Here is a 16,859-nt window from a genome sequence, read left to right on the forward strand (position 1 = left end):
TGCAAGGATTAAGGCTCACGCGAAAAACCTATTCTGCCACTAACGGCAGTTTTGGGCCTTCTATCGCTGGATTTAGTTATACTCTCTCCAGCGGTTATGACAATCTTTGCACTTGAAAAAGCGCGTCGGCGGTTCGTCCGCGGCGCCGGTCTGCTTGATGGTGTACCACGCGACGCCGTGCCCGCAGTCGTCGCAGGTCACGTCGTCGGAGGTTGGCTTCCCCTCGAAGTTCGCGCCCTCCTCCGTCTCGATGACGTCGTCGTCGCTCTGTTCCTCGGTGGAGACGAACCGGGCGGCGCGCTCCTCGTCGCGCGCCTCGCTGTGGCCACATGAGGTACAGACCATCCGGCCGTCCTCGCTCACCATCATCGAGCCGCACTCCTCGCAGAACTGCATTACGCGATAGTAGCCGCCCCGGTCGGATAAATCAGCGGTTCCCGTCGCTGGGGGTCCCCTCCTCGGCCACCATCGGACAGCCGCGGACTCGGAACTGCGCCGAGTCCACCGCCTCCACGATGTCGGTCCCCTCGTGCTCGCACGACACCGCCGGCGGCTCCGAGAGGTGGGGACAGCGCTGGCAGTACTCCCGCTTGTTCACGACGTGTTCGGGCCGGTCGTCCGACTCGTCGACGCGCTCCCCGTCGGCGGTTCGCTCCCCCCGGACGGGCTCCGCCTCGCCGCCCGCACCCACCGCCCGCTCGGCGTCGTCGTCCGCGAGCGACTCCCAGAGGTCCTCGCGCTCGACGGCCGAGACGTCCATCTCCTCGAACGGGTCGCCGTCGTCCGGTCCGTCCTGCTCCCGTCTGTCCCGCCGGGCCCGGCGCTCGCGCGTCTCCGCGGCCAGGCCGGCGAACGGGACGCCGTCCTCGACGGATGCGTCCCCACCGTCCGCGCCGTCGGCCGGCTCCGTCGATCCGTCAGCCGACTCCCCGAAGGGGTTTCGAACGGCCGGTCGCTCCCCGGTCCCGGACTCTCCTCGGTCGTCGTCCGACGAGTCGTCCTCACCCATCCTCGAAGATGTCCTCCGGGTCGAGTTCCTCGACGGTCTCGCCCTCCAGCGCGGGCCGGGTCCCGACCGGCAGCGTCGCGGAGCCGAAAAAGCCCGACGAGGGCTCGACCGACTCGAACGTGCCGCCGCAGTTCGGGCACTCCGGGGCCGACAACAGCCCGAGACGGACGGTCGACCCGCACGCCCCGCAGGTCGCCGTCTCGACGCCGATCCGGTTCGCCTCGTTCTGCAGTTCCGCCCCCGCGCGGGCACGAGCCTCGCGCGCCTCCAGTTTGCCGAGTCGGGTCCGGACGCCGGCGGCGACCGAGGCCAGCGTGTCCGCCTTCCCCTCCAGGTCATCGACCGTTTCGGTGAGGCACTCGAGCACCTCCTCGTAGTTTCCGAATCCCGCCTCGAACGTCGATTCGAGGGCCGCGAGGTCCGCCCGGAGTTCGTCCACCTCGTCGGCGAGCGTCGCGGCCGATTCGGCCGTCCGTTCGAGCTCGGGGTGGTCGTGATCCGCCTCGGCCTTCGCGTCGGTCTCGCGTTTCACCTGCACGACGCGGCTCCGCACGTCGTCGATCTTCTGGTCAAGGTCGTCCTCGACGGCACCGACCCGCGCGTCGAGGTCCGCGACCGCGTCCGCCAGGCCGAGGTACCCCTCGCCGTCCCCGTTCGGGCTCGAGTCGCCGTCGAACGCGGGGAGGTCGCCGTCGTGGTCCGAGAGGAGCCGGTAGGCGGCGGTCGCCCGTTCCAGCACCTGCTCGGGGGACCTGTCGGTCTCGGCCGCGCGGGAGCGAACCCACTCGCGGAGCCCGTCCGGCAGTCCCTCGACCTGCTCTCCGGCCATCTATCGAAGTCCAGCGGTGACCGACACTTAAGAATATGGTCGCGGTTCGCAGTCAGCGAATCTTGCGCACGTCGCTGATGTCCAGCCCGCCGTCGTGGATCTCCGTCTCGAAGCGCACGATGTTCTCGGCCTCGAGCTGTGAGAGCACGCCCCGGAACTCCCGGACGACCATCGTCCGGGCGCGCTGGGAGCCGCCCGACTCCCAGCTGAACTGGAACGTGCCGCCGCTGCCGTCGACGAGCTGGCCGAGCTGCCGGTCGTCGATGGTGTCGGTGTTGGCGACGACGAGCAGCAGGCCGCCCCACGAGTGGGCCGCCTTGCCCAGCCCGCGCACGAGCATCGCCACGTCCTCCCACCCGATCTCGCCGCCGCCGGCACCGATGAGGTCTGTCACCGAGTCGATGACCACGAGGTTCCCGGGGGCGTTGTCGGTGAGGTACTCGCCAAGCGCCGTGAGCACCCCGTCGCGGTTCTGGCCCCGACCCAGGTCGCGCAGGGAGGTGGTCTCGCCCAGGTACCACTCGGGCGGGATCGAGGAGAGCTGGAAGTATTCGGGCGCGAAGTCCGTGAACTCGACGGCCTCGACCGCCGAGTCGACGATCTCGTCGGCCATCGTGAACCGGAGCTCCCGCTCGACGTACTCCCCGCCGGCGGTAAAGGAGATGTAGTGGACCTCCTCGGGGGGGACGGCGTCCCCATCGAGGTCGCCGTAGTAGAGGTCGAACAGGTCGGCGTCGGTCGTCGCCAGCGCGTTCATCGCCGCGCTGGTGTAGGCGAACTCCCGGGCGCCCGCGCCCGACTCGCCGGCGACGAGGACGGCGTTGCCCTTCGGCGAGCCGCCGCCGAGCACCGAGTCGAGCTGGGCCACGCCGAACGGCATCCGGGCCATACCCCGCCTGTCGGGCGCGGGCGCTTAGTCGTTGTGCTGACGAGTCAATCGGTGGGATTCGGTGGGTGTAGGGGTCGACGCGGCAGCGGTGTGGTCGGTGCTGTTTTCGCGGTGCGGTGGCGCGCGTGACGCGGGGCCCCCTCGTGGGGCTCGCAACCGCGTGCGAGGGATGAGCACCGCAGCGAGCCTGCGAGCGAGGAGCGCAGTCGGCTGGGGAGGGTGTGGCTGTAATCACCGCCAGGAGTAGTGATTCGCTTGTCGGACCGACAGCCGTGATCCCCCTGATCGACCCACTTTCAGCCGCCCGGTCCCCAACCGAGGAACCCGCAACACGAAACCTACCAAAACAATTTGTCACACGTCAACAAACCACTCACGACCATGTCGACCGAACCGTGTGGCGTCTGCGGGGCCACCGTCCCGTTCGCGCAGGCCGTCCACGTCGTCGTCCACACGCGCACCGAGGCGGGCGTGGTCGACCACTACCTCTGTCGCGACTGCTACGAGGGGGAACTCGCGTCGCTGCTAGAGTGATCGGCTCGGAAAACCGGGGACGCTACGGGGTGGCTCGCTTCAGCGGTCGACGTCGACCGACTCCAGCACGACCTCCTCGCGGGGTTCGTCGTTGCGACCGGTCGGGACCGAGCCGATCTCCTCGACGACGTCCATGCCGTCGACGACCTTTCCGAACACCGCGTGGCGGTCGTCGAGGTGGGGCTGTGCGCCCAGCGTGATGAAGAACTGGGAGCCGTTCGTGTTCGGGCCGGAGTTCGCCATCGAGAGGACGCCGGCGTCGTCGTGGCGCAGGTCGTCGTGGAACTCGTCGTGGAACTCGTAGCCGGGGCCGCCGCGGCCGGTTCCGGTCGGGTCACCGCCCTGGATCATGAAGTCCGAGATGATCCGGTGGAACTGGACGCCCTCGTACAGCGGGTCGACCCGCTTCTCGCCCGTCTCGGGGTCCTCCCACGCGCCGGTGCCGCGGCCCGGCGTCGCCGAGTCGTAGTCGTCCGCGCCCTCCGCGAGGCCGACGAAGTTCTCGACCGTCTTGGGCGCTCGGTCGGCGTACAGTTCGGCCGTGATGTCGCCGTGGTTCGTGTGCAGCGTCGCCGTCGGCAGATCGTCGCTCATGGCACCGAGTGGGAGCGCGAGGGGGAAAAGTCGTGCCATCGGCGGCGGGTGGACGGGAAGGCGAAAGCGGGAGCCCGAACCGGTCGCGTGATGTGGGACAGCCGGATGGCGCGCGTGACGGCGAGCCCCGGAGGGGCGAGCGGACGCGCGCGAGGGACGAGCACCGCAGGCCGAAGTTCTCGTGAGCGACGCAGGAGCGAACGAGAGCACGCGGGTCGAGCGAAGCGAGTCCCACGAAGGCCGAGGAGCGCAGGAGGCTGGGGAGGGTGAGGTGCGGTTGCGGTGCAGTGGGTGGGACTGAAAGGGGCCGCGGGGGCTTTCGAGGTGTCGTCACTGAACCCGGAACTGTCCCACCAACGCTACACTGCGAGGAGCAAGTGGTTACAAGCCCGTCCGCGCCCTCGAACCCCCAATGACCGAGTACGAACGCGAGCGCGTCACGCTCGCCAGGCTCCCCTCCGGAGTCGCCGTCGAGACGACCGTCCACGTCTACGGCGAGGGCGACCCGACGGTGTACGCCCAGGCGGCCCAGCACGGCCGCGAGATCAACGGCTCCGCCGTGCTCCGGCGGCTGCACGAGGAACTGCTGGACCGCGACTCGCTGGACGGCACGCTCGTCGCGGTCCCCGTGGCGGACCCGCTCACGTTCGACCGGGTCTCCTACACCACGCCGGAGGCGTACGACGCCGTGAACCCCAACATGAACCGGTGCTGGCCGGGCGATCCGGAGGGGAGCCTGCACGAGCGCATGGCCGCCGCGCTCTGGGAGTACGCCGGCGAGGCCGAGTTCATCGTGGACCTCCACACCGGGAGCCGGGACATGCTCACCCACACGGTGTACCTGAAAGGCGACGAGGGCTGCCGGGAACTCGCGGAGGCGTTCGGCACCGACCTCCTGCTCGCGGAGGCCGCGGGCGAGGACGCCGCCGACGAGTGGGAACAGCGGGACTTCGGCGGGAAGCTCCGCGTGGCGGCGACGCGGGAGGGGATTCCCACCATCACGCCCGAACTCGCGCACAATAAGGAGCTCGTCGCGGGCGCCATCGACGCGGGCCTCGACGGACTGTACGGCGTCCTCCGCCACACGGGCCTGCTCGATGACGCGCCCGTCCCCGACTGGAACGGCATCCGGGCCCGGAACCACCTCGGTCGCGTGACTGCGAGCGAGTCGGGCCTGTTTCGGGCCGCCGAGGGGCTCGAAACCGGCGACGAGGTCGCGGCGGGCGAGTACGTCGGCGAGGTGTTCGACCCGACGACCTACGAGACGCTCCAGTCGGCCCGCGCCGACCGCTCCGGGATCGTCTACTCGGTCGCGCGGGAGGCGACGGTGACGGCGGGCCAGACGCTCGTGGGCGTGGCCATCGGGCTGGAGTGAGCTGCGGTTCGACTGAATTCTGGCTGAAGTGAGTCCGGAGCGAGTCAGGCCGAGCGCGCCGCCGGGGCCGAGCCGTCCGTGCGAGTCCGTGCGAGCAGCGCCAGGGTCGCCCCGCCCGCGACGAGTCCCACGACCGCCATGTAGGTGAGGAACCCCGCGTACCACTCCAGCCCGAACAGCGTCGGCCCCCAGGAGATGACGGCGTCGAGGGAGGCGCCGGCCGCCTGGGTCACCAGCGCGAACACGAGCGCGGCCATCCAGCCGCCGAGCAGCACGCGACACACCTCGCGCCAGCGCTCCTCGCTGAGTCCCTTCGCCACCGCGGCGCCGACCGCGGGGGGAACGTAGAGGAAGGCGACGCCCAGCAGGAGCGGGATGCGCGCCGCCGCGAGTCCGAGCCCGCCGACCCCGCCGACGACCGTGAACGCGGCGACGAGTCCCAGCACGCCGACGAGTGCGAGGTCGTGGCCGACCTGCCTGCCGATGACGTACGTCGTGAGCGCGAGGAGCACCACCGCGGCGCTGGCCGCGAGAAAGAACAGGCCGTAGACGTGCGCGGTGGCGACCCCGCTCATGCGTGCGGGTGCTCGACCGTTCTAGATAAACCCTCGCCGCCGAATATCAGCCGTTAGAACGCGCGCAGGTCCGAGAGCACCGCTGCGGCGCTTCCGTCGTCGATGGCCTCGCGTGCGGCCGCCAGCCCCTCCTCGATGGAATCGACGTCCTCGCGGGCGTAGATGCGGAACGCGGCGTTGAGCGCGACCGCGTCGCGCCAGTGGTCCGTCCGGTCGCCGGAGACGACCTCCTCGGCGATGCGGGCCGAGTCGACCGCGACGTCGTCGACTTCCAGGTCTGCCTCCTCGAAGTCCATGCCGTACTCGGGCGTCTCGATCTCGTAGTCGGCGAACTCGGCGTCGCCGTCCCCGCCCGCGGTCCACTCGGCGACCTTCGTGTAGCCCGGCCGGACGTCGTCGTACCCCTCCATCCCCTGGAACATGATGACGCGGCCGAGGTCGTGGAACTCCGAGCGCTCGAACGTGTCGACGACCTTCCTGGCGAACGCGAGGTGGTAGAAGGAGCCGAGGTGGACCGACGCGCCCGACGGGTTCGCCAGCGTCTCGACGGTGTTCACGAACGTCCGGACGCCCATCGCGTCCCGGCGCTCCCAGAGCGCGTGGACGTCGGGGTTGAACGACGGCTGGTAGTAGAAGCCGAACCCGGCGTCGTCGACCATGTCCGCCGACTCGTCCGGCGAAAGTTCGGTTCGGACGTCGAGTTCGTCGAGGACGTGCTTGTAGGCGTCCTGCTTCTGTGTCGGCACGCGGTCGCCCGAGTGGACGACGACCGGCGTGCCCGCGCCCGCGGCCACGACGCCGGCGGCGACGCCGAGGAGGGCCGTCTCGCCCTTGCCGTCGTAGTTCGCGCCGCAGTCGACGGGGTCGGCGTCGGGTTCGGCGTACTCGACGCGCGAGCACATCTCGTCGACGTAGGCCGCCAGTTCCTCCGGGGTGTTGCGCTTCCAGCGGTTCGCCAGCCAGAACGCGCCGAGCGTGGTGTCGTCGGGTTCGCCGGCGAAGATGCGCCGCATCGCCTCGGTCGCCTGCGCGCGGGTCATGTCGTCGGCGGACTTCGGGCCCGAACCGCAGACCGCCGTCATGAGCCGCTTGAGGGGCCACTCCCCGAACGTCTCGGTCGCTTGTGCCATGCCGCCGGCTTGGGGGCGTCGCCGCAAAAGCGTCCCGTTCGTTCCCGAGACGTGGACGGTCGTCCACCCGACTCGGGAGCGCCCGCGAGGTCGTGACGTCGGACGGACGGACTCCGAAACCGGTAGGTAGGCCGACACCCTAGGCCGGGCAATGAGCGCGCTGGAGGACGACGACTGGCGCGAGGGCCTCGACGCGGTCGACGCCCGCCTCGTCGACGACTACCAGAGCGGCTTCCCGGTCGCCGAGCGGCCGTTCCGCGTCGTCGCCGCCGACCTCGGCGTCGACGAGTCCGAGGCGGTCGAACGGGTCCGAACGCTACGCGAGCGGGGCGTCTTCCGACGTTTCGGCGCGGTGTTGAACCCGCCCGTCATCGGCTCCTCTACGCTCGCTGCGGTGCAGGCACCCGAGGGCCGGTTCTCCGAGATCGCGGCGGTGATCAACGGCTACCGGCAGGTGAACCACAACTACCGGCGCGACCACGAGTGGAACATGTGGTTCGTCGTCACCGCCGGCGACCGGGCGCGACGCGACGAGATCCTCGCGGAGATCGAGGCGGAAACCGGCTGTGAGGTACTGAACCTCCCGATGTTGACCGACTTCTACATCGACCTGGAGTTCCCGGTGTTCAACGACGACGCGTTCGCACGGGAGGGCGCGGCGCGCGGTGCCACGGAATCCGCTCGCGGCGACGAGCCACGGGCGTCCGTCGAACGGACCGAGGCATCGGCGACGCGCATCTCCGAGGACGCGGCCGGGGACCTCTCGGCCCTCGACGCGCGACTCCTGCTCGAGATCCAGGACGGCTTCCCGCTCTCTGCGACCCCGTACCGAGACGTCGCCGACGCCGTGGACGCCGACGTGGCCGACGTGCTCGCGGCGGTCGAACGCCTGCGCGACGAGGGGTGTATCAAGCGCATCGGCTGCGTGGTGAACCACGTCGTCACGGGGTTCCGGAACAACTGCATGGTCGTCTGGGACGTGCCCGACGACCGGCTGGACGACCTCGGCGAGCGCGTGGGCGAACTGCCGTACGTGACGCTGTGTTACCACCGGCCGCGCCGGCCCGAGCAGGGCTGGCAGTACAGCCTGTTCACGATGGTCCACGGCAGGGAGGCAGAGGCGGTGGACGCGAAGATCGACGAACTGGCGTCCGAGTACCTGCCGTTCGAGCACGAGCGGCTCTACTCGACCGAGACGCTGAAGCAGACCGGCGCGCGGTACGAGGACCTGGTCGGCTCCGGGTAGGTGGCCCGACCCTTCCACCCCGGGTCGTCGTCCCGAACGGGTGACCGAGCCCGTCCGTGTCGACGCTCCTCGATCCGGCTCGGGCCGTCGTCACCCCGGAAAACCACCCCGGCCGGGAGGTTATCCGACTGGGCGACCTACGATCGGGGATGGCAGACGACAAACGAGGCCGAGACAAGCAAGCACGAGACGCCGAGCGACGCCAGCGGGAGCGCGCCATCGCGGCGGAACTCGAACGCGGGGACGAGACGGAGCCGCCGACCGACGAATCGGCGCTCGACGAGTTCGAGGCGGAACTCGACTCCCTTGCGTTCCCGGCCACGGGGGCCGAGGTCGTCGCCGCGGTCGGCGATCGGCAGGTCGAGTCGGTCGGGGGGACCTACGCCGTCGAGGAACTCGTTCCGGACACGGCCGAGGAGCGGTTCGACTCCCCGGCCGCCGTCCGCGTGCGGGTACGGCGGCCGACGATCGCCGCGGCCATGAAACGGGTCGTCGAGGCGAGCGAGACGCTCCCGAACGAGGAGCTCGGGAGGTCACGGCGGGAGGCCTACGAGAAGACGCTCAGGGAACTCAAGGCGATCGACGCCGACGACGAGGACGAGGGGATCAGTGCCATCACCGACTGGATCGTGGAGCGCATCCGCGACGAGGAGGCGCTCCCGGGGTCCCGGGCGGTGCGCCGGCAAGCGGCGAAGTTCTGCCGGGCGAACGGGTACGAGGTCCGGAACGACGACTGGATCGGCGTCTGATTCGACGGCCCGCCGCGGGCCGTCCCACGCCGTCACGGCGACCGTGCGACGGAGGCGCTCGTCCCGCCGAATCCGACGGGGAGCGACCGACAGACGAAAGACGACCCGCCGACAACGCCAACCAAGATGAGCGACTTGGACGCGGAGGTCCAGACCGCGAGCGACTTCGGGGGGGAGGGGCCGCCGGTCGAGGAGAAGCCGTACAAGATCATCTTCGAGGCGAACGCCTGCTTCGGGGCGGGCAAGTGCGCGGAGGTCGCGGACAACTGGGAGATGGACATCACCTCCGGCATGGCGAAACCGACGTCGTACTACGTCGCCGAGGACGAACTCGACGAGAACCTCCGCGCCGCGGAGGTGTGTCCGGCCAAGAAGGACGTCGGCTGCATCCACGTCGTCGACCGCCGGACCGACGAGGAGCTCGCCCCGGACCCGCACGGCGACGGGACGCTGAGCGTCGACTGGTAACCGAAACCGACAAGCGGGCGACCGAGCAACGGTGTGATCGCGCGAGGGTGGCTGAGCTTGGCCAAAGGCGGCGGACTTAAGATCCGCTCTCTCAGGAGTTCAAGGGTTCGAATCCCTTCCCTCGCAGTCTCCATCGACCCGTTCGCTTCGCCGTTCGCACGTTCCTTGCCCGCGGAGCGCCGGCGAGAGCGACCCAAAGATACTCAAGGTCCGTAATGATATGTAATTACAGTGCTTCCGACGAACGCCCCGACCCGCGCGGACGCCCTCCTCGCGGTCATCGGCACGGCGCTGGCGGCGGCCGCGGCCGCGGCTCACGTCACCGCGCTCCCGTTCGCGCTCGCCGGCGGCCTCTGTCTCGCGCTCGCCGGGACCGCGATGGTCGACGGCCTGCTCGTCCACCCGCCGGGCGACGGGTGAGCCGTCGAACGCGTCCGGCCGTCCGGAGCGACGTGGCCGCGGAGCGACATGGCCGTCGCTGGAACGTGTTGAAACGAAGGTCGGCACGCACCGCGAAAGAGTGGTGCGGTGCGGTGCCGACCCGAATTGGTCCCCGCTGACGCTTCGGCCCTCCAGACGAAGCGTCGCCTGTGACTCGTGGCCGGACGTACTTAACGATGGCGCAGGCGGCGGGAGTTCCCGGAGCAAACTCACCGCCGGTTGTGTGTTTTCGACGCGCGAGCGTCCCCGTCGGATCGCCCGGCTCGATCGGTCGTCCTCGATCACGGACGGGGAGGTCCCGGGGCGGCCGTGGCGTCGATTCCGCCGAACGGCCCGGTCAGCTTCTCGCCGGGTGGTCGGCCGCCAGGCGTGGCCCGTCTCCGAGCAGGCGCTCGCGGAGGGTCCCCGCGGTCGGCTCCTGGGGCAGCAGGCCCCGCTCGCGCAACACGGGGCAGACGAGGTCGACGAAATCGTCGAGGCTCCCGGTCCGGACGACCTCCTTGACGTTGAACCCGTCAATGCCGACCTCGCGGTACCAGCGTTCGAGTTCGTCCGCGACCGCTTCGGGCGTGCCGACGACGACCGGCGAGGTCGTGCCCAGTCCCGAGAACTCGGCCACCTCGCGGACGGTCCAGTCGCGGTCCGGGTCCGACCTCGTGAACGCGTTCATCGTCCCCTGGATGGCGTCGGTCTCGATGTGCTCGATGCGCCGATCGGGGTCGAGTTCCGAGAGGTCCACGTCGAGAAAGCCCGAGAGGAGCGCGAGCGACGCCTCGACGTCGACGTGCTCGACGAGCGCCTCGTGTTTCGCCTCGGCCGCCGCCGCGGTCTCGCCCACGACGGGGACGATGCCGGGGAAGAACGCCAGCGAGTCCGAGTCGCGCCCGAGCGCAGCGGCCCGTTCCCGCAGGTCCTCCACGTACTCGACCACGCTGCCCTCGGTCGGCTGTGAGCAGAACACCGCCTCGGCGTTCGCGGCGGCGAACTCGCGCCCGCGGTCCGAGGAGCCGGCCTGGAAGACGACGGGCGTGCGCTGGGGCGACGGCTCGCAGCCGTGCGGCCCCGGGACGTCGAAGTGCTCGCCCTCGTGGTCGATGGTGCGGACGCCGTCGGGGTCGGCGTAGAGTCCCCGTTCGGCGTCGCGGACGACCGCGTCCTCGTCCCACGACTCCTCCCAGAGCGCGTAGCAGACGTCCATGAACTCGTCCGCGCGGTCGTACCTGGTCGCCTTGTCCATCCGCTCGTCGAGCCCCAGGTTCGTCGCCGCGGAGTCGAGATACGAGGTGACGACGTTGAACGCGATCCGGCCGTCCGTGAGGTGATCCAGCGTGGAGAACTCCCGCGCGAGCTGGTACGGATGGGTGTACGTCGTCGAGCGCGTGAGCGCGAACCCGAGGTCGTCGGTGACCTCAGCCATCGCCGGGACGAGGTAGCTCGGGTCGTTCGCGGGCGTCTGGACCCCCTTCCGGATCGCCGTCTCGCGGTCGCCGCCGTACACGTCGTACACGCCGCGCACGTCGGCGAAGAACACCGAACTGAACCCGCCGCGCTCTGCGGTCCGGGCGACGTCGGTCCAGTAGTCGCGGTCGGTGTACCGATGGGACTGGTCGCCCGGGTGGGTCCACGACCCCGGCGAGACGTGATCGACCGAGTTCATGGTGAAGAGGTTGAGCCGGAGGTGGTCGTCGCCGCTCATGCCCCTGCCTCCGGGACACCGCCGGTAAGCCCCGGCGGAATCGGCCGTCCGTGCCGGGTTCTCGGACGCGCCGGGCGATCGCTCCGCCGCGGCCGGCGCGTTCGTCCTCCCCTCGCTTCCGACGCGTCACCTCCGCCGCTCGCGGCGCGCGAAGCGCAACCGTCTAAACCCCGCCCGAACACCGTCCAGCCGACCCATCGATGTCAGGAGGGGATCGACTCGTCGTGGTGTGCGGGCTGCCGGGGGCCGGGAAGACGACCGTCGCGGCCGAGATCGCCGAGCGCATCGACGCCGAACTGCTCCGGACCGACGTGGTCCGCAAGGACGTCGTCCCCGAACCGGAGTACACCCCCGAGGAGACCCGCCGGTCGTACGACGAACTGTTCGACCGCGCGGCCGCGGCCGTCGCCGAGCACGGCGCGGTCGTCCTCGACGGGACGTTCCGTCAGGCGCGCTACCGGGCGGAGGTCCGGGCGGTCGCGGGTGACGTCGGCGCGTCGTTCGACCTCGTGAAAGTCGAGTGCGACGAGGAGACCGTCCGCGAGCGAATCACCGCCCGGGAGGGCGACGAGAGCGACGCCGACTTCGGGGTCCACGAACTGATCCGCGAGGAGTTCGAGGCCGTGTCGGCCCCCGACCTCACCGTCGACAACTCGGGCGACCTCCCCGAGACCCGCCGACAGGTCGACGCGATGTACTGATCCCGGGTCCCTCCCGGGGCATTCGCCCCGTTTCTCCGGACCGCCGTGTGGTTCTCCGAGTCGAGCGTCCGTCGAACCTTTCCGCGCTCGCTCCGGCCGCCGGCGTCCAGGCCGCCGCGTCATCAGCAGCCAGGTCACCCCGCCACCGGGCCGCACGCCCGCGACAGGCTTATGCTGATGCACACATTCGTACATCACAAGACGGATTCATTCATCCATGTCCACAATACAGACGCTCGTCGAGCGCGTGACCGAGGGCGATGACCTCACCGTCGCCGAGTCGCGCGAGGCGGCGACGCTCGTGTTCGAGGAGGCGACGGAGGCACAGATCGGCGCGCTGCTCGCGGCGCTGCGCGCGAAAGGCGAGACGGAGGCCGAGATCGCGGGCTTCGCGCAGGGGATGCGCGACGCGGCCCGGACCATCGACCCGGCGGGCGACCCGCTCGTCGACACCTGCGGCACCGGCGGCGACGACTACGACACGATCAACGTCTCGACCACCTCGGCCATCGTCGCGGCCGGCGCGGGCGTGACGGTGGCGAAACACGGCAACTACTCCGTCTCCTCCTCCTCCGGGAGCGCGGACGTGCTGGAGGTCGCTGGCGTCGAGATCGACGCCGAACCGCCGGCCGTCGAGCGCGCCATCGAGCGCGACGGCATCGGATTCATGCTCGCGCCCGTGTTCCACCCTGCCATGAAGGCAGTCATCGGCCCGCGCAAGGAACTCGGGATGCGGACGCTGTTCAACGTGCTCGGCCCGCTGACGAACCCCGCCGGCGCGGAGGCGCAGGTGCTGGGCGTGTACGACCCCGACCTCGTCCCGCTGCTGGCCGACGCGCTGACGCACATGCCGACCGACCGCGCGCTGGTCGTCCACGGCGACGGCGCCGACGAGATCGCGCTCCACGGCCCGACCACGGTGGCGGAGGTCGACGGCGACGACGTGACGGAGTTCACGCTGACGCCCGAGGACTTCGGCCTCGAGGGCGCGCCCGTCGCCGACATCGCGGGCGGGACGCCCGAGGGCAACGCCCGGGACCTGGAGGGAATCGTAACCGGCGAGGTGACCGGGCCCAAGCGGGACGTCATCCTCGCCAACGCCGGGGCGGCGATCTACGTCGCCGGCGAGGCAGACAGCATCGAGGACGGGGTCGACCGCGCCGCGAGCGCCATCGACGTGGGGGACGCCGCCGACACCCTGGCGGCGATGCGCCAGTGACCCGCGTGAAGGTCTGTGGCGTCACGAACGCCACCGACCTCCGGGCGGTCGCGGAGGCGGGCGCCGACGCGGTCGGCGTCATCGCCGACGTGCCGGTGGACACGCCCCGCGAGGTGAACCTCGCCACCGCGGCCGACCTGGCGGCCGCCGCGCCGCCGTTCCTCACGACGACGCTCGTCACGATGCCGGTCGAGGCCCAGGACGCCGTCGACGCCGCGCGACTGGTCGACCCCGACGTGCTCCAGTTGCACGGCGATGATCTGGGCCCGACCGACATCGGCTACGTCCGCGCCGAGGCGGGCGTCAAGGTCGTCCCCGTCGTCGACCACGCGGACGCCGACCGCGCCCGGGAGCTCGACGAGGCCGCCGACGCCATCGTGGTCGACTCCACGAGCGAGGAGGGCGCGGGCGGCACCGGCGAGACGCACGACTGGGGGGCGACCGCCGAACTCGCCCGGGAGCTCGTCTCGCCGGTTATCCTCGCCGGCGGGCTCACCCCGGAGAACGTCGCCGCGGCCATCTCGACGGTCGAGCCGTTCGCCGTCGACGTCGCCTCCGGCGTCGAACAGTCCGGCGGTGCGAAGGACCACACGGCGGTCGCGCGGTTCGTCCGCAACGCCGGCCGGTCGCTCGGCGAGGCCGAGGAGGTCCACGGCTGATGGGGGAGGACGCCGAACTCGATCGCACGCGCGAGGCGTTCGTCGAACTCGCCGAGTCGGCCGACGGTCCCGCGGTCGTCCACCTCACCGCCGGCGTCGACGCGGACGTGGAGCCGCTGACCGCCTACGCCGCGCTCTCGGACCGGTCGGACCACTCGTTCCTGCTGGAGAGCGCGCGGAAGGTCGCCTCCAGCGACCCGGCCGGCGCGTTCGCGCCAAGCGCCGGCGGCGATCCGACGGCGGAGGGCGGGGCGGGAACCGACGGCGACACCCCGGCGGGCCCCGCGGACGCCGGCGCGGAGCGACACGCCCGCTTCTCGTTCGTCGGCTACGACCCCGAGGCGGTCGTCTCCGTCTACCCCGACCGGACCGAACTCGCGGCGCTCGGCCCGGCGGCCGAGTACGTCGAAACCGGCGGCGACGACGTGGTCGACCGCGTCCGCGCCGCGCTGCCCGACGCCGAGCGCGTCGGCTTCCCGGACTCGGACCGGCAGACGCTCGACGGCGGCCTCGTGGGCTTTCTCGCATACGACGCGGTCTACGACCTGCGGCTCGGGGCGGTCGGGGTCGAGCGTCCCGACCCGATCGTCCCGGACGCGGAGTTCGTGCTGACGACGCGGACGCTCGCGTTCGACGACCGCGAGGGCACCGTCCGGCTGGTGTTCACGCCCGTCGTCGGTCCGGACGCGGACCCGGGCGCCGTGTACGACGAGCTCGCCGCGGAGGCGAGCGACGTCGAGGCGACGCTCCGGTCGGCCGACCCGCCCGAGACGCGGGGAATCAGGCGGACCGGCGGGACGGCGGGCCCGCGGGATGCCTACGAGGCGGCGGTGGAGACCGCGAAGGAGCACGTCCTCGACGGCGACATCTACCAGGGCGTGATCTCCCGGACCCGGACCGTCGAGGGGGCGGTCGACGACCTCTCGCTGTACGAGTCGCTGCGGGCGGTGAACCCGTCGCCGTACATGTACCTGCTCCGGCACGGCGACCGGTCGGTCGTGGGCGCGTCGCCGGAGACGCTCGTCTCGGTGCAGGGCGACCGGGTCGTCTCGAACCCCATCGCGGGGACGTGCGAGCGCGGCTCCTCGCCGGTCGAGGACCGCCGGCTCGCGGGCGAGATGCTCGCGGACGGGAAGGAGCGCGCCGAACACACGATGCTCGTGGATCTTGCGCGCAACGACGTCCGGCGCGTCTCCGCCCCCGGCTCCGTCCGGGTCGAGGAGTTCATGAACGTCCTGAAGTACAGCCACGTCCAGCACATCGAGTCCACGGTGACCGGGACGCTCGCGGCCGACGCGGACGCGTTCGACGCGACGCGCGCGACGTTCCCCGCCGGCACCCTGACCGGCGCGCCGAAGGTGCGCGCGATGGAGCTCATCGACGAACTCGAGCTCGCACCGCGCGGCGTCTACGGCGGCGGCGTCGGCTACTACTCCTGGAGCGGCGACGCCGATTTCGCCATCGTCATCCGGACCGCGACCGTCGAGCACGGCGCGCTCGGCAGTTCCGGGGACGGTCGCCGGGTCGGCGGCGAGGCGGAGGACGAACTCACCGTCCGCGCGGGCGCGGGAATCGTCGCCGACTCCGACCCCGCGAGCGAGTACGAGGAGACCGAGCAGAAGATGGGCGGCGTGCTCGACGCCGTCGAGCGCGTGCTCGTCGGCGAGGGTTCGGGGCGGCTGGACGACGATTCGGCAGGGCGGGTCGGCGACGAGGAGGGCTCCGATTCGGGCTGTCCCGCCGGCGAGTCCGGGCCGCTCGCCGGGTCGGAGGCCGACCGATGAACGTCACCGTCCTCGACAACTACGACTCGTTCACGTACAACCTCGTCGAGTACGTCAGCGACCTCGACCTCCCCGACGGCCGGCCGTCCATCGAGGTGCTGACGAACGACGTCCCGCTGGCGGCGGTCCGGGACGCCGACCCGGACGCGCTGGTCATCAGTCCCGGCCCCGGCCACCCGAAGAACGACCGCGACGTCGGCGTAACGATGCCGGTCCTGCGGGAGCTTTCCCCCACGGTCCCGACGCTGGGCGTCTGTCTCGGCCTGGAGGCGGCGGTGTACGAGTACGGCGGGACGGTCGGGCACGCGCCGGAACCGATCCACGGGAAGGCGTTCCCGGTCGAGCACGACGGCGCGGGCGTGTTCGCGGGCCTGGACCAGGGGTTCAGGGCGGGCCGGTACCACTCGCTCGTCGCCACCGCGGTGCCGGACTGTTTCGACGTGACGGCGACGACAGACCACGGCGGGGAGTCGCTCGTGATGGGCGTCAGACACCGCGAGCACCCGATCGAGGCCGTGCAGTTCCACCCGGAGTCGGTGCTCACGGCGGTGGGACACGACGTCGTGGCGAACTTCCTGACCGAGTGCGTCTGAGGCCGTGCGGAACGGCGATTCGGTCGTCGGCCCTCGACCGTCGGCGGACCCCGCTCAGATGAGGTACGTCGTGACGAGCAGGAACGCGCCGACGCCGACGGCCGCGATGAGCGCGATCTTCCAGGCGATCTTCATCACGATCCGCCCGACGAGCAGGACCGCGAGGAACGCCACGGTGGCGAGGAAGACCTGTCCGAGGGTGCCGTCGAAGGGGGCCGGAAGCTGCTGTAGCGCGGTGCCGACGAGCGGGGCGAGTTCCACGACCATGCTCGCTCCGTAGACGGGCCTCCTACATACCGCTTGTCCCTCGATTAGGCACACCGTATCCGGCGGTACTCCGGGGATACTAACCACGTATGCACAATACT

Annotated in this window: 20 protein-coding genes and 1 tRNA gene; 12 read left to right on the forward strand and 9 right to left on the reverse strand. The window is 70.9% G+C overall.

Translation table 11 applies throughout. From position 1 onward, the window contains the following. Positions 1 to 72 precede the first annotated feature (72 nt). Genes RJT50_RS04375 through RJT50_RS04390 form a run of 4 tightly spaced genes read right to left on the reverse strand, consistent with a single transcriptional unit; the run spans position 73 to position 2,727 of the window. Positions 73 to 396: a transcription factor S gene (locus tag RJT50_RS04375; protein WP_313694420.1), complete on the reverse strand. Its 324-nt coding sequence runs from the start codon at positions 394 to 396 to the stop codon at positions 73 to 75. Positions 397 to 427: 31 nt separating this feature from the next. Further along, on the reverse strand, positions 428 to 1,009 hold the full coding sequence (locus RJT50_RS04380) for a DUF8135 domain-containing protein (RefSeq protein WP_313694422.1): 582 nt from the start codon (positions 1,007 to 1,009) through the stop codon (positions 428 to 430). Continuing rightward, positions 1,002 to 1,838: a CopG family transcriptional regulator gene (locus RJT50_RS04385; protein ID WP_313694425.1), complete on the reverse strand. Its 837-nt coding sequence runs from the start codon at positions 1,836 to 1,838 to the stop codon at positions 1,002 to 1,004. Before RJT50_RS04385 ends, RJT50_RS04380 begins: the two co-directional genes overlap by 8 nt. A 52-nt stretch (positions 1,839 to 1,890) precedes the next feature. Continuing rightward, entirely contained in the window at positions 1,891 to 2,727 is an 837-nt protein-coding gene (locus tag RJT50_RS04390) for an RAD55 family ATPase (protein ID WP_313694427.1), read from the reverse strand. 381 nt (positions 2,728 to 3,108) lie between these two features. Here RJT50_RS04390 and RJT50_RS04395 point away from each other — a divergent pair, with 381 nt between their 5' ends. After that, complete coding sequence (locus RJT50_RS04395) at positions 3,109 to 3,261, forward strand: hypothetical protein (protein WP_313694429.1); 153 nt, start codon at positions 3,109 to 3,111, stop codon at positions 3,259 to 3,261. A 39-nt stretch (positions 3,262 to 3,300) separates the two neighbouring features. On the opposite strand, the gene RJT50_RS04400 is transcribed toward RJT50_RS04395, so the two are convergent. Next, complete coding sequence (locus tag RJT50_RS04400; RefSeq protein WP_313694431.1) at positions 3,301 to 3,855, reverse strand: peptidylprolyl isomerase; 555 nt, start codon at positions 3,853 to 3,855, stop codon at positions 3,301 to 3,303. Positions 3,856 to 4,267: 412 nt separating this feature from the next. On the opposite strand from RJT50_RS04400, the gene RJT50_RS04405 reads away from it, so the two are divergent. Further along, positions 4,268 to 5,230 carry a succinylglutamate desuccinylase/aspartoacylase family protein gene (locus RJT50_RS04405; RefSeq protein WP_313694432.1) on the forward strand — a complete coding sequence of 321 codons (963 nt, stop codon included), beginning with the start codon at positions 4,268 to 4,270 and terminating at the stop codon, positions 5,228 to 5,230. 44 nt (positions 5,231 to 5,274) lie between these two features. Here RJT50_RS04405 and RJT50_RS04410 read toward each other — a convergent pair whose 3' ends face one another. Both RJT50_RS04410 and RJT50_RS04415 read right to left on the reverse strand, forming a co-directional pair. After that, entirely contained in the window at positions 5,275 to 5,805 is a 531-nt protein-coding gene (locus RJT50_RS04410) for a hypothetical protein (RefSeq protein ID WP_313694435.1), read from the reverse strand. Between the two features lie 53 nt (positions 5,806 to 5,858). After that, positions 5,859 to 6,935: an anthranilate phosphoribosyltransferase gene (locus tag RJT50_RS04415; protein ID WP_313694437.1), complete on the reverse strand. Its 1,077-nt coding sequence runs from the start codon at positions 6,933 to 6,935 to the stop codon at positions 5,859 to 5,861. Between the two features lie 151 nt (positions 6,936 to 7,086). Here RJT50_RS04415 and ahbB point away from each other — a divergent pair, with 151 nt between their 5' ends. The 5 genes from ahbB (at position 7,087) to RJT50_RS04440 (ending at position 9,818) form a co-directional block, all read left to right on the forward strand. Further along, positions 7,087 to 8,181 (forward strand): siroheme decarboxylase subunit beta, encoded by a 1,095-nt coding sequence (gene ahbB / locus RJT50_RS04420; protein ID WP_313694439.1) that lies wholly within the window; start codon positions 7,087 to 7,089, stop codon positions 8,179 to 8,181. 149 nt (positions 8,182 to 8,330) lie between these two features. Continuing rightward, positions 8,331 to 8,930, forward strand: coding sequence for a DUF5789 family protein (locus RJT50_RS04425; RefSeq protein WP_313694440.1), 600 nt, complete (start codon positions 8,331 to 8,333; stop codon positions 8,928 to 8,930). 126 nt (positions 8,931 to 9,056) lie between these two features. Continuing rightward, positions 9,057 to 9,398 carry a ferredoxin gene (locus RJT50_RS04430; RefSeq protein ID WP_313694442.1) on the forward strand — a complete coding sequence of 114 codons (342 nt, stop codon included), beginning with the start codon at positions 9,057 to 9,059 and terminating at the stop codon, positions 9,396 to 9,398. Positions 9,399 to 9,439: 41 nt separating this feature from the next. After that, positions 9,440 to 9,524: transfer RNA gene (locus tag RJT50_RS04435), tRNA-Leu, on the forward strand. Between the two features lie 105 nt (positions 9,525 to 9,629). Beyond that, a complete protein-coding gene (locus RJT50_RS04440) occupies positions 9,630 to 9,818 on the forward strand; it encodes a DUF8015 family protein (protein ID WP_313694443.1) in 189 nt (62 codons plus the stop codon). A 358-nt stretch (positions 9,819 to 10,176) separates the two neighbouring features. Here the strand turns inward: RJT50_RS04440 and RJT50_RS04445 are convergent, their stop codons facing one another. Beyond that, positions 10,177 to 11,535, reverse strand: coding sequence for an LLM class flavin-dependent oxidoreductase (locus RJT50_RS04445; protein ID WP_313694447.1), 1,359 nt, complete (start codon positions 11,533 to 11,535; stop codon positions 10,177 to 10,179). A 200-nt stretch (positions 11,536 to 11,735) separates the two neighbouring features. On the opposite strand from RJT50_RS04445, the gene RJT50_RS04450 reads away from it, so the two are divergent. The 5 genes from RJT50_RS04450 (at position 11,736) to trpG (ending at position 16,491) form a co-directional block, all read left to right on the forward strand. Further along, the gene (locus RJT50_RS04450; RefSeq protein WP_313694448.1) at positions 11,736 to 12,236 is read left to right on the forward strand and encodes a P-loop nucleotide/nucleoside kinase family protein; all 501 of its coding nucleotides are present in this window, start codon (positions 11,736 to 11,738) and stop codon (positions 12,234 to 12,236) included. A gap of 217 nt (positions 12,237 to 12,453) precedes the next feature. After that, entirely contained in the window at positions 12,454 to 13,455 is a 1,002-nt protein-coding gene (gene trpD, locus RJT50_RS04455; RefSeq protein ID WP_313694450.1) for an anthranilate phosphoribosyltransferase, read from the forward strand. Continuing rightward, positions 13,452 to 14,114 carry a phosphoribosylanthranilate isomerase gene (locus tag RJT50_RS04460; protein WP_313694452.1) on the forward strand — a complete coding sequence of 221 codons (663 nt, stop codon included), beginning with the start codon at positions 13,452 to 13,454 and terminating at the stop codon, positions 14,112 to 14,114. The genes trpD and RJT50_RS04460 overlap by 4 nt, the downstream gene beginning before the upstream one ends. Then, positions 14,114 to 15,898 carry an anthranilate synthase component I gene (gene trpE / locus RJT50_RS04465; protein WP_313694453.1) on the forward strand — a complete coding sequence of 595 codons (1,785 nt, stop codon included), beginning with the start codon at positions 14,114 to 14,116 and terminating at the stop codon, positions 15,896 to 15,898. The genes RJT50_RS04460 and trpE overlap by 1 nt, the downstream gene beginning before the upstream one ends. After that, entirely contained in the window at positions 15,895 to 16,491 is a 597-nt protein-coding gene (trpG, locus tag RJT50_RS04470) for an anthranilate synthase component II (RefSeq protein WP_313694454.1), read from the forward strand. Before trpE ends, trpG begins: the two co-directional genes overlap by 4 nt. Positions 16,492 to 16,545: 54 nt before the next feature. Here the strand turns inward: trpG and RJT50_RS04475 are convergent, their stop codons facing one another. Then, positions 16,546 to 16,758, reverse strand: a complete 213-nt coding sequence (locus RJT50_RS04475; RefSeq protein ID WP_313694456.1) for a DUF8029 family protein — start codon at positions 16,756 to 16,758, stop codon at positions 16,546 to 16,548. Between the last annotated feature and the right edge of the window lie 101 nt (positions 16,759 to 16,859).

This window comes from Halobaculum sp. XH14 (assembly GCF_032116555.1).
Lineage (GTDB): Archaea > Halobacteriota > Halobacteria > Halobacteriales > Haloferacaceae > Halorarum > Halorarum halobium.

Coding starts and splice junctions, on each gene's coding strand:
- RJT50_RS04375 (WP_313694420.1), bottom strand. CDS start 396: ATGCAGTTCTGCGAGGAGTGCGGCTCGATGATGGTGAGCGAGGACGGC.
- RJT50_RS04380 (WP_313694422.1), bottom strand. CDS start 1,009: ATGGGTGAGGACGACTCGTCGGACGACGACCGAGGAGAGTCCGGGACC.
- RJT50_RS04385 (WP_313694425.1), bottom strand. CDS start 1,838: ATGGCCGGAGAGCAGGTCGAGGGACTGCCGGACGGGCTCCGCGAGTGG.
- RJT50_RS04390 (WP_313694427.1), bottom strand. CDS start 2,727: ATGGCCCGGATGCCGTTCGGCGTGGCCCAGCTCGACTCGGTGCTCGGC.
- RJT50_RS04395 (WP_313694429.1), top strand. CDS start 3,109: ATGTCGACCGAACCGTGTGGCGTCTGCGGGGCCACCGTCCCGTTCGCG.
- RJT50_RS04400 (WP_313694431.1), bottom strand. CDS start 3,855: ATGAGCGACGATCTGCCGACGGCGACGCTGCACACGAACCACGGCGAC.
- RJT50_RS04405 (WP_313694432.1), top strand. CDS start 4,268: ATGACCGAGTACGAACGCGAGCGCGTCACGCTCGCCAGGCTCCCCTCC.
- RJT50_RS04410 (WP_313694435.1), bottom strand. CDS start 5,805: ATGAGCGGGGTCGCCACCGCGCACGTCTACGGCCTGTTCTTTCTCGCG.
- RJT50_RS04415 (WP_313694437.1), bottom strand. CDS start 6,935: ATGGCACAAGCGACCGAGACGTTCGGGGAGTGGCCCCTCAAGCGGCTC.
- ahbB (WP_313694439.1), top strand. CDS start 7,087: ATGAGCGCGCTGGAGGACGACGACTGGCGCGAGGGCCTCGACGCGGTC.
- RJT50_RS04425 (WP_313694440.1), top strand. CDS start 8,331: ATGGCAGACGACAAACGAGGCCGAGACAAGCAAGCACGAGACGCCGAG.
- RJT50_RS04430 (WP_313694442.1), top strand. CDS start 9,057: ATGAGCGACTTGGACGCGGAGGTCCAGACCGCGAGCGACTTCGGGGGG.
- RJT50_RS04445 (WP_313694447.1), bottom strand. CDS start 11,535: ATGAGCGGCGACGACCACCTCCGGCTCAACCTCTTCACCATGAACTCG.
- RJT50_RS04450 (WP_313694448.1), top strand. CDS start 11,736: ATGTCAGGAGGGGATCGACTCGTCGTGGTGTGCGGGCTGCCGGGGGCC.
- trpD (WP_313694450.1), top strand. CDS start 12,454: ATGTCCACAATACAGACGCTCGTCGAGCGCGTGACCGAGGGCGATGAC.
- trpE (WP_313694453.1), top strand. CDS start 14,114: ATGGGGGAGGACGCCGAACTCGATCGCACGCGCGAGGCGTTCGTCGAA.
- trpG (WP_313694454.1), top strand. CDS start 15,895: ATGAACGTCACCGTCCTCGACAACTACGACTCGTTCACGTACAACCTC.
- RJT50_RS04475 (WP_313694456.1), bottom strand. CDS start 16,758: ATGGTCGTGGAACTCGCCCCGCTCGTCGGCACCGCGCTACAGCAGCTT.